Annotated in this window: 14 protein-coding genes; 3 read left to right on the forward strand and 11 right to left on the reverse strand. The window is 40.3% G+C overall.

Going from position 1 to position 15,850, the window contains the following annotated elements; translation table 11 throughout:
* Nucleotides 1-116: 116 nt before the first annotated feature.
* Nucleotides 117-1,724 (forward strand): inorganic phosphate transporter, encoded by a 1,608-nt coding sequence (locus AC21OG_RS08730; protein ID WP_487377916.1) that lies wholly within the window; start codon nt 117-119, stop codon nt 1,722-1,724.
* A 128-nt stretch (nt 1,725-1,852) separates the two neighbouring features.
* Here AC21OG_RS08730 and AC21OG_RS08735 read toward each other — a convergent pair whose 3' ends face one another.
* On the reverse strand, nt 1,853-2,368 hold the full coding sequence (locus tag AC21OG_RS08735; protein ID WP_486546788.1) for a hypothetical protein: 516 nt from the start codon (nt 2,366-2,368) through the stop codon (nt 1,853-1,855).
* A gap of 372 nt (nt 2,369-2,740) precedes the next feature.
* On the opposite strand from AC21OG_RS08735, the gene AC21OG_RS08740 reads away from it, so the two are divergent.
* Nucleotides 2,741-4,648, forward strand: a complete 1,908-nt coding sequence (locus AC21OG_RS08740) for a single-stranded-DNA-specific exonuclease RecJ (protein ID WP_487377915.1) — start codon at nt 2,741-2,743, stop codon at nt 4,646-4,648.
* A 28-nt stretch (nt 4,649-4,676) separates the two neighbouring features.
* On the opposite strand, the gene AC21OG_RS08745 is transcribed toward AC21OG_RS08740, so the two are convergent.
* From AC21OG_RS08745 to mrdA, 10 genes are all read right to left on the reverse strand, one after another.
* Nucleotides 4,677-5,312 carry a trimeric intracellular cation channel family protein gene (locus AC21OG_RS08745; protein WP_487377914.1) on the reverse strand — a complete coding sequence of 212 codons (636 nt, stop codon included), beginning with the start codon at nt 5,310-5,312 and terminating at the stop codon, nt 4,677-4,679.
* 229 nt (nt 5,313-5,541) lie between these two features.
* The gene (locus AC21OG_RS08750) at nt 5,542-5,988 is read right to left on the reverse strand and encodes a ClpXP protease specificity-enhancing factor (RefSeq protein ID WP_487377913.1); all 447 of its coding nucleotides are present in this window, start codon (nt 5,986-5,988) and stop codon (nt 5,542-5,544) included.
* 65 nt (nt 5,989-6,053) lie between these two features.
* Complete coding sequence (locus AC21OG_RS08755; protein ID WP_487377912.1) at nt 6,054-6,668, reverse strand: glutathione S-transferase N-terminal domain-containing protein; 615 nt, start codon at nt 6,666-6,668, stop codon at nt 6,054-6,056.
* A 311-nt stretch (nt 6,669-6,979) separates the two neighbouring features.
* Nucleotides 6,980-7,699, reverse strand: a complete 720-nt coding sequence (locus tag AC21OG_RS08760; RefSeq protein ID WP_486546783.1) for a cytochrome c1 — start codon at nt 7,697-7,699, stop codon at nt 6,980-6,982.
* On the reverse strand, nt 7,699-8,904 hold the full coding sequence (locus AC21OG_RS08765) for a cytochrome b (protein WP_486546835.1): 1,206 nt from the start codon (nt 8,902-8,904) through the stop codon (nt 7,699-7,701). Before AC21OG_RS08765 ends, AC21OG_RS08760 begins: the two co-directional genes overlap by 1 nt.
* A gap of 23 nt (nt 8,905-8,927) precedes the next feature.
* Entirely contained in the window at nt 8,928-9,512 is a 585-nt protein-coding gene (petA, locus tag AC21OG_RS08770; RefSeq protein WP_486546782.1) for a ubiquinol-cytochrome c reductase iron-sulfur subunit, read from the reverse strand.
* A 361-nt stretch (nt 9,513-9,873) separates the two neighbouring features.
* A complete protein-coding gene (gene rpsI / locus AC21OG_RS08775) occupies nt 9,874-10,260 on the reverse strand; it encodes a 30S ribosomal protein S9 (protein WP_486546781.1) in 387 nt (128 codons plus the stop codon).
* Nucleotides 10,261-10,281: 21 nt separating this feature from the next.
* Nucleotides 10,282-10,710: a 50S ribosomal protein L13 gene (rplM, locus tag AC21OG_RS08780; RefSeq protein WP_486546780.1), complete on the reverse strand. Its 429-nt coding sequence runs from the start codon at nt 10,708-10,710 to the stop codon at nt 10,282-10,284.
* A 336-nt stretch (nt 10,711-11,046) separates the two neighbouring features.
* Nucleotides 11,047-11,736 (reverse strand): 16S rRNA (guanine(966)-N(2))-methyltransferase RsmD, encoded by a 690-nt coding sequence (rsmD, locus tag AC21OG_RS08785; RefSeq protein WP_487377911.1) that lies wholly within the window; start codon nt 11,734-11,736, stop codon nt 11,047-11,049.
* Between the two features lie 117 nt (nt 11,737-11,853).
* Complete coding sequence (gene mrdA / locus AC21OG_RS08790) at nt 11,854-13,836, reverse strand: penicillin-binding protein 2 (protein WP_487377910.1); 1,983 nt, start codon at nt 13,834-13,836, stop codon at nt 11,854-11,856.
* Nucleotides 13,837-14,498: 662 nt separating this feature from the next.
* Here mrdA and AC21OG_RS08795 point away from each other — a divergent pair.
* Nucleotides 14,499-15,827: a DUF445 domain-containing protein gene (locus AC21OG_RS08795; protein WP_486546777.1), complete on the forward strand. Its 1,329-nt coding sequence runs from the start codon at nt 14,499-14,501 to the stop codon at nt 15,825-15,827.
* Nucleotides 15,828-15,850: the final 23 nt, after the last annotated feature.

The raw sequence follows: 15,850 nt of genomic DNA on the forward strand, positions 1-15,850 counted from the left end.
TGACAATTTTGTTAAAAAAATGGTTTTAAGTTATAATATTGATTGCTCATTAGACCATAATACCCCGACTATTCGGGGTATTATGTTTTTTCACTATTGATAAGCCTTCTACCATCATGCTTCCAAACTCATCAACACCTAATCACTCAAACTATCAGGGCTCTAACACTGCCAGTGTGCTGTTTGGTCTTTTGCTATTAGTAATCACTGCCTATTTTATTTGGTGGGGCTTAGATTATACCAACCATCACCAAACGACTTTATTTATTGTCGCTACCGTATTTGGCATATTTATGGCCTTCAATATTGGTGGTAATGATGTCGCCAACTCATTTGGTACGTCTGTCGGAGCGGGAACGTTAACCATTCCTCAGGCGTTAGCCGTTGCGGCTATTTTTGAAGTCTCAGGTGCAGTTATCGCTGGCGGGGAAGTCACGGATACCATTCGAAAAGGTATTGTTGACTTAAATGGTTTGGCTATTACGCCCAATCAGTTTATCTACGTGATGTTATCGGCGCTGATTGCCGCTGCATTCTGGCTGTTGTTTGCTACTAAAAAGGGATTACCGGTATCGACTACTCACTCTATTATAGGCGGTGTGGTTGGTAGCTCAATAGTGATGGGAGTTCAAGTAGGTGGTACGGAGCTGGCATTGTCAACGGTGCAATGGGACCAGATTGGGCAGATTGCTTTGTCATGGGTATTATCTCCTTTATTGGGAGGGTTGTTAGCCTATATGCTCTACAGCCAAATTAAGTTAAATATTTTGGCTTATAACGAACGTGCAGAGCAGCGTATCCAGGAGCTGAAAGCCGCAAAAAAACAGATTAAAAAACGTCATAAAGAATGGGTCAATAGTTTGGCAGAGTCCTTACAGTTCTCATACACCTCAAAAATGGTTCGTGATCAGGAGATTTATAAGGATGAAGATACCGAGCGTGAAGATCTAGAGACAGAGTATTATCAGCAGCTATTTGATATTGAGCAGGAAAGAAGTCAAATCGATAGTTTAAGAGCGTTGCGCCTGTGGGTTCCCTTTATCGCTGCCTTTGGCGGTATGGTAATGACTGCAATGGTGGTGTTTAAAGGACTTAGCAATGTCGATGTTAGTTTGTCAACCTTGCATGGTTTTTTACTAATGACTATGGTTGGGGCACTCATTTGGTTGTCGACATTTATCTATACCAAGAGTATCAAAGGAAAACAAAAAGAGAACTTAACACGAGCAACTTTTATTTTGTTTAGTTGGATGCAAGTCTTTACCGCAGCAGGGTTTGCCTTTAGTCATGGCGCCAATGATATCGCCAACGCGGTTGGCCCTTTTGCCGCTATTATGGACGTCATTCGTACCAATACTATCGCAACTGAGGCCGCCGTGCCTAGTGCGGTAATGATTACCTTTGGGGTGGCACTCATTGTAGGGTTGTGGTTTATCGGAAAAGAAGTGATTCAAACGGTTGGTACTAATTTGGCGCAAATGCATCCTGCTTCAGGATTTTCAGCCGAGTTGTCGGCAGCAGCTGTCGTCATGGGAGCCTCAATGTTAGGCTTACCTGTATCGAGTACCCATGTATTAGTTGGTGCCGTTTTGGGAATTGGCATGGTCAATAAAAATACTAACTGGAGTTTGATGAAGACTATCGGATTAGCGTGGGTAATTACCTTACCTGCTGCAGCCGTGATGTCTATGATTAGTTATTTGATCCTAAGTAATGTACTGTAAACTCCCTGAACACTCTATACGTTCTGATGCCCTAAACGCTTTGTAGATATGATTATGAAATTAAAGAGCCCTCAAATTGAGGGCTCTTTGGTATCGTGTGCTATCTTTTCAAAATAAAGGGTTAACAATTAGACATTGCTAGAATGCTGTTTTTGTTGAATGTCTTTGGCTAAGTTGTAGCACTGATTAATATGATCATTGGCAATCTTCTTAAAGATCATATATCCCATCGTCGCGGCAACCATTTGTCCGCCTAATGGTATAAATTTAGTGACTTGCTTGGCTAAAATTTTGCCACCAAAGCCTTGAATGGTTTTATTAACCACCCCACGAGTGGCCATAAGACCAGCAAAATCTACCGCACGGTCTTTCATCTCACTCCAGTGTACTTCTTTAGAGTTTAAATCAATAGCAGATTCTCTTTTTGAGATAAGACCGAACTTCTCACTAATCTCTGGTAATAGCTGGGTTAACAAACCAGCATCAATAGCCACATCTACAAATGGCACAGGAATCACAGCGGCACCCGCCGAGTACTTTGCACGCTTTTTAACTAATTGTTGGCATTCTTTTTTAATCTGTTCTAAATCTAAATCTGGATCAATGGTTTCTGGCAGTTTTTCAGCAGCAGGAATGGTTTTCATAAAGTGTCCTTCTAAAAAGTTGTATAATAGGCAGTTAAGTTAAAATTTTCAAACCCTAATGTAAAACATATTCTAAAGAATTCAATTTATCACACAAGTGGCAGTTTGTATCTAGAATCGTCGTGTCGCAAACTTATGTTAAAGTCATGTATAGTGCTTAAGGTATTGATTTGACTTTTTGTTTTAACACTGTTTATGACTTTAAACCTTAAGTATCATATCCAGAGTTCCATGTACAAGTAAACCGGCACACTAAATAAAATTAAAAGGCTAAAAACTAAGAGCTATAGAAATTGATTTAGAGTAATAAACTCCATACAGCCTCTAATAAGCTTAACCCCTAATAAACTTAAAAAGAAACTATTCATAATTATGTTGAATTTAACCCCTCGTTTTACAGGCAATTTGCCGTCGGACCTCCCTTCTTGTTTTACTTCTCTATATCAACAAGCTCCAACGTTGACTCGATTATTACTCGCGCGGGGCATAGAAGATACACATGAGCTGGACTATTCTCTGTCCTCTCTATTGCCTGCTGAAGGACTGAGAGATATTGATAAAGCAGTAGCGTTGTTAGATAACGCTATCGAAACACAGCAGCGCATATTAATCGTGGGTGATTTTGATTGTGATGGTGCTACCAGCACAGCGCTTATGATGCGGGTATTAACTGAAATGGGTGCTCAGGTTAATTTTGTGGTACCAGACCGCTTTAAATATGGGTATGGATTGACGCCAGAGATTGTCCAGTTAGGAATAGATGAGTATCAACCAGACGTCATTGTGACTGTCGATAATGGTATTTCGAGTCACGAAGGCGTCAATAAAGCAGTAGACAACAATATTACAGTCATTATTACTGACCATCATTTGACGACAAAACCGACACCTAACGCTGATGCCGTTGTCAATCCTAATCAGCTTGATTGCAACTTTGCGAGTAAGGCATTAGTTGGGGTAGGGGTGGCCTTTTATTTGTTAGGTCGATTATCCAAATTTCGCCGTGAAGCAGGGCGATCAAGTGCGCAGGTTAGTCGATATATTGACCTTGTCGCATTAGGAACGATAGCCGATGTCGGAGTATTGGATCATAACAATCGTACTTTAGTCAGTCATGGCTTAGCGGCAATACGCGCAGGTCGCTGTTCACTGGGTATTTTGGCTATTTTAGAGATGGCGGGTCGTGATTATCATAAAATGAGTGTGCAAGACTTTGGATTTGTTTTAGGGCCCAGAATAAATGCCGCAGGTCGCATGGACAATATGAAAATAGGTATTGAATGTTTGCTGGCTGATGATATGGAAACTGCCAAACGTTTGGCCTATCAGTTGGATACATTAAATAAAGAGCGACGACACGTAGAAGGGGGAATGCGAGAACAAGCTGATAAGATTTTACGTTTGTTACAGGGTGAAAAAGACGCTATTAAGCAAGGTAACATTGCCAATGCCAGTGATGATACTCAAGCATTAAATAAGCCCGAGAGTCATCCTCCATCAAAGGACAATGATCGACTTAATGTGCTCAAAAAAGAGCGCCAACCCCAAGAGTCAACTGATATTGTGTCTGATAATCAAAAGAGACGCAGTTTAATTGTCTATCAAGATGACTGGCATCAAGGCGTAATAGGCATTGTCGCAGGTAGACTCAAAGAAACTCATTATCGGCCTGCCATTGTTTTTGCACCTGCCAATGAGACCAAAGTCGGACCTGAGGATGCGATAAAAGGGTCGGCAAGATCTATACCAGGGATTCATATACGCGATGCTATCGAAGCTATTGCAGAAAGTCATCCAGAGCTGATCACTCACTTTGGTGGACATGCTATGGCTGCCGGTCTTACCTTAAAGAAAAAAGACTTTGAGGCGTTTGCGACTGCGTTTGATGAATTAATGCAAACCCTAGATGGCTCATTGTTTGAAGAGGAGAAACTAACCGACGGTGAGTTACTTGCACAAGACTTTAGCTTACAGTTTGTCGACACTCTTACTAATACTAATATTTGGGGTCATGGGTTTGAGCCCCCTCAGTTTGATGGAATCTTTGAAGTTCTCAATTGTCGTATCTTAAAAGATAAGCATTTAAAGCTGTCTTTAAAGTATCCTGAGGTGATGTATCCCATTGATGCTATTTGGTTTAATTATGATGCTGATAAATGGGATTATCGGGCTAAAGAGGTCCATATTTTATTTGAGCTTGATATTAATGAGTGGAATGGCAATCAGAATATTCAATTAATGATCAAAGATTTAGACCTGTTATCCACTCAGTCAACTTAACTAATAACGACGTCTTAAATGATAGGGCTTAATCCACAAGTCGTATAGAGGGAAGGTGCCAGTCAAAAGTGAGCGCCAATATACGAATGAAGAAAATCACGGCCAATGTAATTAAGTCATTCATTCCAGTATGAACGCCTAAAGCATCGAGTAGCAAATAAAAACAAGACCCCAAGATGCTGGCAGTAATATAAATTTCTTTTTGCAACACTAAGGGGATTTCATTACAGATCATATCTCTCACTAAGCCACCTACTATAGCAGTACATACTGCCATCAATACGGCAATAGCCGGTGCAACACCTTGTGACAATGCCACCTTTAGTCCAATAACACTAAAGGCGGCCAATCCTATGGCATCAAATAATTTAACAGCGGTATCTATTTTATGATATAAGTGAAAAAATATCTGTAAAGTCAGGGAGGTTATCGTAATAACAATGACGTAGTTAAAATCTATCATCCAAAATAGAGGATGCCGATCCAACATAATATCTCGAATGGTACCGCCGCCAATAGCATTGACTAAAGAGACTAAAATACAGCCTGCAATATCAAATCCTTTATGCTGGGCTAATAAGGTACCTGCAATTGCACAGGCAATAATCCCTATCATATCAAATAGATAAATTAAAATATCAGGGCTAATAAAGTAATTGGGCATATCGTCATCGAGTCATAATAAAAGGCTTAAAAAAGGTCTTAATTTTTACAAATTCTAAGGCCTCTTAGTAGAGACCTTTTTAAATCATATGCCCAGTTTTGTATCTCTTTGCTAAGTTAGCCAGTCAATTAGTTAGCTAGTCAATTAGTTTACCAATCATGTAGTTAGATTAGTCATTCAGATAGTCTAGACACTAAGATAACCTAAATGTTTTAGTATAAAGAATGACCTACTTTAATAGCTTAAGGCCTGCTTTGTTTTTTGGCTTGGGTCTGGGTTTGTTATTAGAGTCAGGTTTAGAAGGAGTGCTTGAGGAAGCGTTTTCCTCTGGGCTGAAGTTATCATATTCAGCAGGATCAAAGGGCATTACAACGGCTTGGTTCTCTTTAGCAAAAATAGCCAAAACAGCCTGCATCGGTATCCACAATTCTTGAGATACCCCATTAAAGCGAGCATTAAAATTAATGTAGTTATTATCGATATTCATATTACCCGTGGCTCTACTGGCGATATTTAATACGATTTGTCCGTTTTGAACGTACTCAGTCGGTATAATTAAATTATCTTGTGTGGCATCAACGAGTAAGTAAGGTGTTAATGCATTGTCTTCCAGCCACTCATAAAATGCTCGTATCATATAAGGACGGGTAGGTGTTAATTGTAAGTCTTCTGACATGCTAACCTCAGGGTTATTTTAAATGTATTTTAATGCGCCTATGAGTAGATCAACCTTGGGTAGATTTAAGAGATTGAGTTGATGAAACTATCTCGTTCGAATATCCGCTTTTGGTAGTCGATTAAAGGACGACATAGGTGTGTCGGTAATTCTATTCCCATCTCATCTAGTCGATATAACATCGAACCAAGTAAGACATCGCACCACCCAAACTCATCTGACATAAAGTATGAGGACTGCCCAAATATTGGTGATAAAGTGACCAAGGCATCTGATAGCTTTTGCCGCGCTAATGTTGCTTGACTAGGATTCATACTGTCTTTATGGGTGAGAAGGATACGGCCTAACTTAAGCCAGTCCTGTTGAATACGCCACGCTAATTGACGCTGAATAGCCTTTAGCCTAGGAGTATCAGGTAACAGTTTATGTCCATGATATCTATCTTCTAGATATTCAAATATGACATTGAGTTCATATAAGCTAAAGTCACGATGTAACAATACGGGCAGGGTGTTATATGGATTTAATTCCCTTAAATCCTCTGGCCGTTCGCTATCCAGTATAGACAAATAGTACTTCACTTGCTTTTCAGCCAATAGAAATCTGACAACATGGCTATCATAGCCGTCATCGGCATACAATACCAGTTGGCTATCTGGAATGTCATTGGGATCAATCATAGACTACAAAGTACTAAAAATAGACTAGCATCGTAACTAAACTGTAGAGTTTAATCAACAGTTGAATGTCAAATGCAGGATATAAAAGCGGTAAGAATAACCTCTTTAGTTTAAACAATTAAGGCCAAATTTAGAAGGGGGTTTTTAGAGGCATAAACTTACCCTAAAAATATACTAACTCTAAAAAGATAACTCGAATAGGAATAAATATAAAAGGTATTAAAAAAGGACGATAGAATTGTCTATCGTCCTTTTTCTTTAGGATTAATATGCCTGAATTATAGTTAAATAATCAGACTATTTAACATCTGCTATTTAACGTCTTTCCAGAACTCTTTATTGAGTAAATAGACGGGTATCAACAATACTAATAAGAAAAGGATAACGAAAAATCCATAGCGATGACGGTCTTCACGCACAGGATCTGCCATCCAAGCCATAAAGTTGACTAAATCACCAACACGGCTACGATACTCTTCTTCACCTAGCTCATTTTGTAAGTTTAATAAAACATGAGGCATAGCCGCATTTTGAAGCACTAAATTATTGGCACCCCATGGACGACTAGGGTCCTCATAGAAGCTTAATAAATAAGTATATACCCAGTCATCACCACGCAAGCGAGTCTCTAAAGACAAATCAGGTGGTGGCGCCCCAAACCATGAAGCCTGAATTTCAGGATCAATACCATTATCGATATGATCACCAATTTGATCAGAGGTGACCAATAAGTATTTCTCAACTAATTCAGGTGGTATCTCTAGGTCCTGAGCAATACGAGAGTGACGCACATACTTTGCGGTATGACAGCCGGCACAGTAGTTCATAAACATCGTAGCGCCACGTTGTAATGACCCTTTATTACCGAAGTCAATAGGAGCAGTACTACAGGCTAGATGCTCTTCCACACCTTCTGCATTAGTAAATGTACCACAACCATGTCCACCCGCTGCTTGAGCTGAGGTGGTGGCTGCAAGTGCCATAGCAACACCAAAGCCAAATCCGGTCAATGATTTAGTTAAAGCACTCATTAGTGACCTCCAGTAACGCGTTCAGGTGGTTGCTTACAAGTCTCAATCGATGTATAGATAGGCATCAATAGGAAATATAAGAAGTACAATACAGTAAAGATACGGCCTAAGATAACCGCTGTTGGTGTAGAAGGAGTAACCCCTAAATAACCTAGGACAACGAAGCTGACAACGAAAATAGCCAATGCAATCTTAGATAAAATCCCCTTATAGCGGATCGACTTCACTGGTGAACGATCTAACCAAGGCAATAAGAACAATACCGCAATAGCGCCACCCATAGCAATGACACCACCTAATTTATCAGGCACTGCACGTAAAATGGCATAAAAAGGCGTGTAATACCAAACAGGTGCAATATGGGGTGGGGTCTTCAATGAGTTAGCGACTTCAAAGTTTGGTTTCTCTAAGAAGAAACCACCGCCTTCTGGGAAGAAGAAGACAACTGCAAAGAAGATAATGAAGAAGACAACAATGCCGACCATATCATGTACAGTGTAGTAGGGGTGGAATGGTACGCCATCTAGAGGCACTCCGTTTTTATCCTTAAGCTTCTTAATATCAATTCCATCTGGGTTATTTGAACCCACATGGTGAAGCGCAACTAAGTGAATAAAGACTAAGCCTACTAATACCAATGGAATAGCAACCACATGTAGCGCAAAGAAACGGTTTAATGTGATACCAGAAATTAGATAGTCACCACGTACCCATTCGGCAAGACCGTCACCAATAACAGGAATAGCAGCAGGCAAGTTTAGAATAACCTGAGCACCCCAAAATGACATATTACCCCATGGTAATAGATAACCAAAAAAGCCTTCAGCCATCAAGCATAGGTAGATACCCATACCGATAAGCCAAATAAGCTCACGAGGCTTCTTATATGAGCCATAGAGCATACCACGGAACATATGTAGGTAAACCACCACAAAGAATGCCGAAGCGCCAGTAGAGTGCATATAGCGAATTAACCAGCCGCCTTTCACATCACGCATGATGTATTCGACAGAAGCGAAAGCGCCTTCAGCACTAGGGTTAAACATCATGGTTAGCCAGATACCAGTAACAAGCTGGTTGACCAACACAATCATCGATAAAACACCAAAGAAATACCAAAAGTTAAAGTTTTTTGGCGCGTAGTACTTTGACATATGATATTCATACGTCTCAGTAGCTGGGAAGCGGGCATCAACCCAACTCATCATCTTTTTACCAAAACTCATGATTAAGCCTCCCCAACAGTTAAGATAGGACCATCGACGCTGTACTCAGGTATCGGTAAATTCAGCGGTGCAGGAACGCCTTTGTAAACTCGACCCGCTAAATCATATTTTGAACCATGGCAGGGGCAGAAAAATCCCCCAAACCAACTATCACCACCTAGATCAGCTGCACCAACTTCTGGACGATAGTTAGGGGCACATCCCAAGTGGGTACAGACACCCTCTACCACTAATACAGTAGGTTCGCGAGAACGGGTTGGGTTCTTAGCATACTCAGGTTGCACAGATGCTTCTGATTGTGGGTCGCTTAGTTGAGGAGCTACTTTCTCTAAGTTAGCGATCATCTCTTGCGTACGTTTGACCACAAATATCGGTTTACCACGGTATTTAACCACAATCATTTGGCCATCTTCGATGGCACTAATGTCTTGAGTGACGGCAGCACCTGCAGCTTCAGCTTTTGCACTTGGGTACCAAGAGCGTACAAATGGTGTTGCCACCGAAGCTACCCCTACTGCGCCTATGGCAGCAGTAGAAGCGATCAGAACTCTACGGCGTTTTATGTTGACGCCTTCGGCATGGCTCATTAAAAACTTCCTCCAGATAAAAGTCATGAAACTTGGTTGGTTTATTATGAAGATAAGTATCTATGTATTTGCAGGGTATTTGCTTGCATAAGTTACTTACTATATAGGTTACCTACGCCGTTTCATACTGGTATGTAAAACCCAATTTAATAAAAATGCAAATGACTTCAATGAATCATGTCAACTTACATTATGATTATTTGGTTTGGGTTACATTGGCTTTGCCTAATATTACTAATTGTGTCTATTCTAAGCTATTTTAGTAATAAAATAAATTCGCATCTGCAAAAATAAAAAAACCCTTGAGTCAACAAGGGTTTTTAATACAAATAAGCGGTTTTTACTCTGCTTAAAATATAAATTAACGCTTAGAGAATTGTGGACGTTTACGCGCTTTGCGTAGACCCAATTTCTTACGCTCAACTTGACGTGAGTCACGAGTTACGAAACCGGCTTCTTTAAGGGCAGGTTTTAACGTTTCATCAGACTCAATTAAAGCACGAGTGATACCGTGGCGAATAGCACCCGCTTGACCATTGATACCACCACCTTTTACGGTGCAGTAGATATCATAAGTTTCAGCGGCGTCAAGTAGTTCTAGTGGCTGGCGAACAACCATACGTGAAGTTTCACGACCAAAATATTCATCTAGCGTTTTGCCGTTGACAACGATGTTACCAGTACCTTTAGATAAAAAGACACGGGCAGTTGACGTTTTACGACGACCAGTTCCGTAATTGCGTTCCATAAGTTACTCCTGATTATGCGATTAAATGTCTAGTTCTTGAGGCTGCTGGGCGGCGTGGGGATGCTCAGTACCAGCATATAGCTTCAACTTCTTGATGGTAGCATAACCAAGAGGGCCTTTAGGTAACATGCCTTTAACGGCTTTTAAAAGAACTTCTTCAGGCTTATGAGCAATTAACTTAGTAAAGTTAGTCTCTTTAATGCCGCCAGGATAGCCACTATGACGATAGTATTTTTTATCTTTAGCTTTCTTACCAGTCACCGTAATTTTGTCTGCATTGATAACAACGATATAATCGCCAGTATCGACATGCGGCGTAAAAGAAGGCTTATGCTTACCGCGTAGGCGATGAGCGATTTGAGTGGCAAGACGTCCTAAAGTTTTACCTTCAGCATCGACGATATACCAGTCGTGAGTGACCTCAGCGGGCTTTGCACTTTGTGTTTTCATGATTTAACCTTAAGTTATCGAGTGAGATAAAAGTCCAACAATTGAGGCTTTTACCTCACTGTCGTTGAGAGTGTTAGGGGAAACGGGGCTCTCAAAAAACAGACGCACATTGTAGTCATAAGCCAGAAAAAAAGCAACCTTATAATGTAAAGATGCAAAAGTATTTCTTAATTAATTTAAGGTCTGTTAAAATTTTCCATATTTGTAATGAAGGGTATGACTGTGAGAATAAAGTAACACTTAAATTCTGCTTTGAAAATGCATAATCAAACAGACCTAAAATTGTTTAAATATGCCTTAGCTCTTTAGCTCAATTCATTCACTCTAGTCTTTATTTTAAATATTGACTTGAATAAGGCTCGCAAATATTTGCCCCACTTTCGTGGACTTTAAGCACGTATAACTATGAGTGAGACCTTGCAAGGTTTGAGAGAGCTCTCGTCTGTCTTCTATATAATATAGAGTCTCACTCGTGATCAAATCCTGTTCAATCAGGTGATTTATCAAAGGTACCCATAAGTTAAGGTCATAAGGGGGGTCAATAAATACTAAATTGTAGTGACGGTCTGACTTTGACGTTAAGCTCGGCAGTATATATAGGGCATCCCCAATATGGATTTCAAAGCGATCGAGGGGCAGCTTTAAATTTCTTGATGTTTCAGAGATTAATTTAGCTTGGCTGGGTTGTAACTCAATGAACGTTACAAACTCCGCACCACGAGACAGTGATTCAAACCCCAATACCCCACTTCCAGCACAGATGTCTAACACCCTGGCACCATATAACTCAAATTGTATCCAATTAAATAAGGTTTCTCTTAATCTATCTGGACTCGGACGTAACCCTTCCGCATCAATAAAGGAAACCCATTGGCGTTTGAACTGACCGCCAATGATTCGAACCTTATTGGATGTTTTATGAGACGTTTTTGAAGACTTGGTTGTCTTAGGGCTCTTATTTACTTTGGGTTTTGTCTTTTTAGCGCCATGTTTAGCATTAGTAGGTCGATGACGTTGGGCGCACATTGGGTTACCTTTTGGCTCTACTTTGATAAATTGGTTTGTATTAGGATCTTAGTTTATTGGACCACATTACAAGCTTATTTAATCATTGGGTTTAATCACTAGGTTAAATCACTAGGTTTAATCACTGGGCGCTTCATTTTGAGTAGACTGCTCTGATTGTTGAGCTTCTTGTTCCATTTGGGCATCACGTTCAGCGTCCAAACGTGCTTTTTCTTCTGCTTTTTTTAATTTAATTTCAGCGAGCTCTTCAGCAGTCGGTGGCAAAATAGGATTGGTAGGGCGTTGTAACATCCAATAATCAAATAAAGCACGGCCAATAGGGGCAGCTGTAGTACTACCGCCACCCCCATTTTCAACTAAGATAGCGATGGCAATTTGAGGGTCTTCAACCGGGGCAAAACCGGTAAACCACGCGTGATCCCAATGACGCTTATCGAGCAAGCTTTTATTATAGCTTTTACCTTGAGCAATAGATTTTACCTGTGCAGTTCCTGTTTTTCCGCCCATACGGTATCTAGGCGTATAAATGCGGCGCGCCGTACCACTTTTAACGGTTTGCTCCATCGCACTGCGCATTCTTAGCCAGTCAGCAGATGTGCCATTAAACTCTATTTCACCAGTAGGCTTGTCAATTAAGTTAACTTGAGCCGCACCATCGGTTCGTTTGAGCATGTGCGGTGTTAGCTTTTTGCCAAGGTTTGAGGTCATGGCGGTGGCATTAGCAACTTGTAAAGGCGTCGCTAGGAAATAACCTTGACCAATACTCACTGAAATGGTCTCACCCGGCAGCCACTTTTTACCATAGGTATCCATCTTCCATTTTGGAGACGGCATCACCCCAGATTTCTCACTCGGTAAGTCAATCCCCGTCTTTTGACCAAAACCAAAACGAACCATCCAATCATGAAGGCGTTCAATACCCATTTGATAGGACAGTTTATAATAATAAGTATCTACCGACATGACGATTGATTTGGTCAGATTAACAGTACCATGCCCACCTCTTTTCCAGTCCCTAAAGCGGTGACTGTCACCTGGAAGGGTGAAATAACCAGGATCATATATCGTATCCTCCCACCTCATTAACCCATAATGAATTGCACCGAGTCCTTCAAAGGGTTTTACGGTAGAAGCTGGAGGATACATACCTTGCAGCGCACGGTTATAAAGCGGCTGATCAGGATCATCACGTAGCGCCGCATAATCCTTAAATGAAATTCCAGAAATAAAAGGATTGGGATCAAAGCTTGGGTTACTCACAAAGGCGAGAACATCACCATTTTGAGGATCAATAGCAACTATGGCACCACGACGCCCGTTTAATTGATCTTGAGCGACTTTTTGTAAGCCATAATCTAAACTTAGGTAAATATCATTGCCCGGCGTAGGCGGAATGCTTTCAAGCTTACGCAGTATGTCACCATGCACATTGGTTTCAACCGCTTGATAGCCGGGCTTACCTAATAACAGATCTTCATAATATTTCTCGATGCCAATTTTACCAATAAGGTCAGTACCTGCATATCGCTCTTTATCAATCTGTTTAGATTCTTTATCATTAATGCGACCGACATAACCAATGACATGTGCAAATAACTCGTCATAGGGGTAGGTACGGGTCAATTTGCTTTGAATACTGACCCCTCTAAAAAAGGGTTGACGCTCACTAAACTGCGCCATTTGTTCCTCATTGACGTCGATTTTTACTGTCACTGGGTCGTTTTTATTTTTATCTATACGTGCCAGAATATCGTTAATATCTTCATCTGTCAGGTCGAAAATAGGCGCTAACAAGGTTAAAGTGCGCTTTGGATCTTTTACCTCATCAGGACTCAGCATCGCTGTAAATACAGGCTTATTATCCGCTAATAAAACACCATTTCTATCATAAATATAGCCACGTGACGGCGGATCAGAAATAAGCTTAACCCTATTGTTTTCTGCTTGAGTGGTATATTTATCATTCGAATAAACCTGCAAATACCAATAACGAGCCAATAGAATACCTAACCCAATAAATATAAATAGGGCAGCAAATAAAATACGGCTTATAAATACCCGATTTTCTTGGCGTATATCTGACGACAGGGGTTGTTTCATTAAATTAGTATACTTTGAAGGAAATAAAAAGGGCGGGGTTATATCGATAAACGCATAAATGACACTTTTATAATCTTGATTATCTTGATAAACGTTAAAGTAGTCAAAGTTTCTCTCGTAAGATTAAGCAAGCGAATTTAAGAATTATATCATAACAAGTTAAAATAGCTTCAAATTGGCTGTGGCTTTAGGAAATATTTTCTCATCAATGAACGCTACATCTTGACATAGATATCACACTGGTAGTGTCATCATTGAACCTATTGGCTTAATGAACCAATTGGAATATTGAAAAACTGGCTTAGTAAACCATCAGACTTAAATAATAGCGTTTAATATATGAAGCGAACTATTGACATCCTAGTTATTGATATCCTGACTATTGAAATAACGGATAATATCACGTTATTATCCGCAAACTATTATTGATAGCTTTGCATTGTTGCATCCTTACTTGTCAAACTAAAAGCTTAATGTAGATGAAATAGCTAATTATAAGATGTGTATACAGGTTTTAAGTAAATCTGTATTGAGTGTGTTAGAATCCAACACACGAAAATGACAATAAACACATCATCCTTAACCTTAATGCAGGCGTTGAGAATGGTGTAACAAACATGGAAATAGGTTACCCAAGCCTTAGTATAAGTGATATATCCGACATGTTCTCATCAATTTGGCAAATATTAAGCGCCCATCCAGAATTTTTAGCAATGCTGACCATCCCTTTTGTCACCGCATTTGTGACATGGGCGCATGTGTGGATGGCTTTAAAGATGCTATTTTACCCTATCAAGTTTTGGGGTATCAAAATTCCAAACCTGCCTTATGGTTGGCAAGGCATAGGTTGGCAGGGCATTGTGCCTGCAAAGGCAGGTAAAATTTCAGGGGTAATCGTTGATCAAACCTTGTCAAAGCTTGGATCTTTAGATGAATTTTTTCAGGCAATGGAGCCTGAAGAGATGGCGGACTTCATCACCAATACTGTCGATGTCAATTTAGAGCAACTCATTGACGAGATTATGAATGAGCGTTCAGCCTCATTGTGGAGCAATTTACCTTATTCTCTAAAGCGACGAATATATGCGTATGGTCACGAGCAGTTGCCCACCATCATGCGTGAACTGGTTGTCGATCTGACTCATAATGTTGAAGACTTAGTCGATATGCGTCAAATGATCGTGCGTACGATGGAAAATGACCGCCGCCTGATGGTTAATATGTTTTTAAAAGTGGGTCAAAAAGAAATCAACTTCATTTGGCATATTAGCGCCTTAATAGGCTTTGTATTTGGCATACTACAAATGTTTATCTATTTGTTGGTACCTCAGCATTGGACGGTTCCATTTTTTGCAGCAATATGGGGGTTTTTGACCAACTGGATAGCCATATGGATGGTGTTTAATCCCGTCGAACCTGTGCCCATCAAGTTTTTAAAGCTATTTAAACGTACAAAATCGTTTCCATTTATCGTACCCGTTATACCTCATATTGGTCACTATAATTGGCAGGGCGGCTTTATGAAGCGCCAGCCTGAAGTCTCCGAGGTGTTTGCAGGGATCGTGGTCAAAGAGTTGGTCACGCTTGAAAATATTATGAATGAGATGATGTATGGGTATAAAGCTGCTGAAACTCGAAACCTCATGAAGCGACACTTATATGGTCTACTAGAGTCGCCAATTGTCAGTACAACCCTAAGAGTAGGGCTAGGTAGACGAGAATTTGGTCAACTTAAAAATACCATTATCGATAAATCCATCGACGCAACCATGGTTCCGATTCGTGATCCTGTGCTCAATGAGAGCCGAGCCAGTAAAATATATGGTCTATTCTGTGAGCGTATTAAAGCATTAACTCCGCATGAGTTTCAAAACTTACTCCGTCCCGCGTTCAGAGAAGATGAAACGACGTTGATTATATTAGGAGGCGTGACGGGATTTTTGGCAGGTTGGCTGCATTTAATACTAGTTTTTTACCCAGTTAGTGGATAAAGTGGTAAAATATGCCTCTTAAG

Source organism: Psychrobacter sp. CX5, assembly GCF_057621535.2.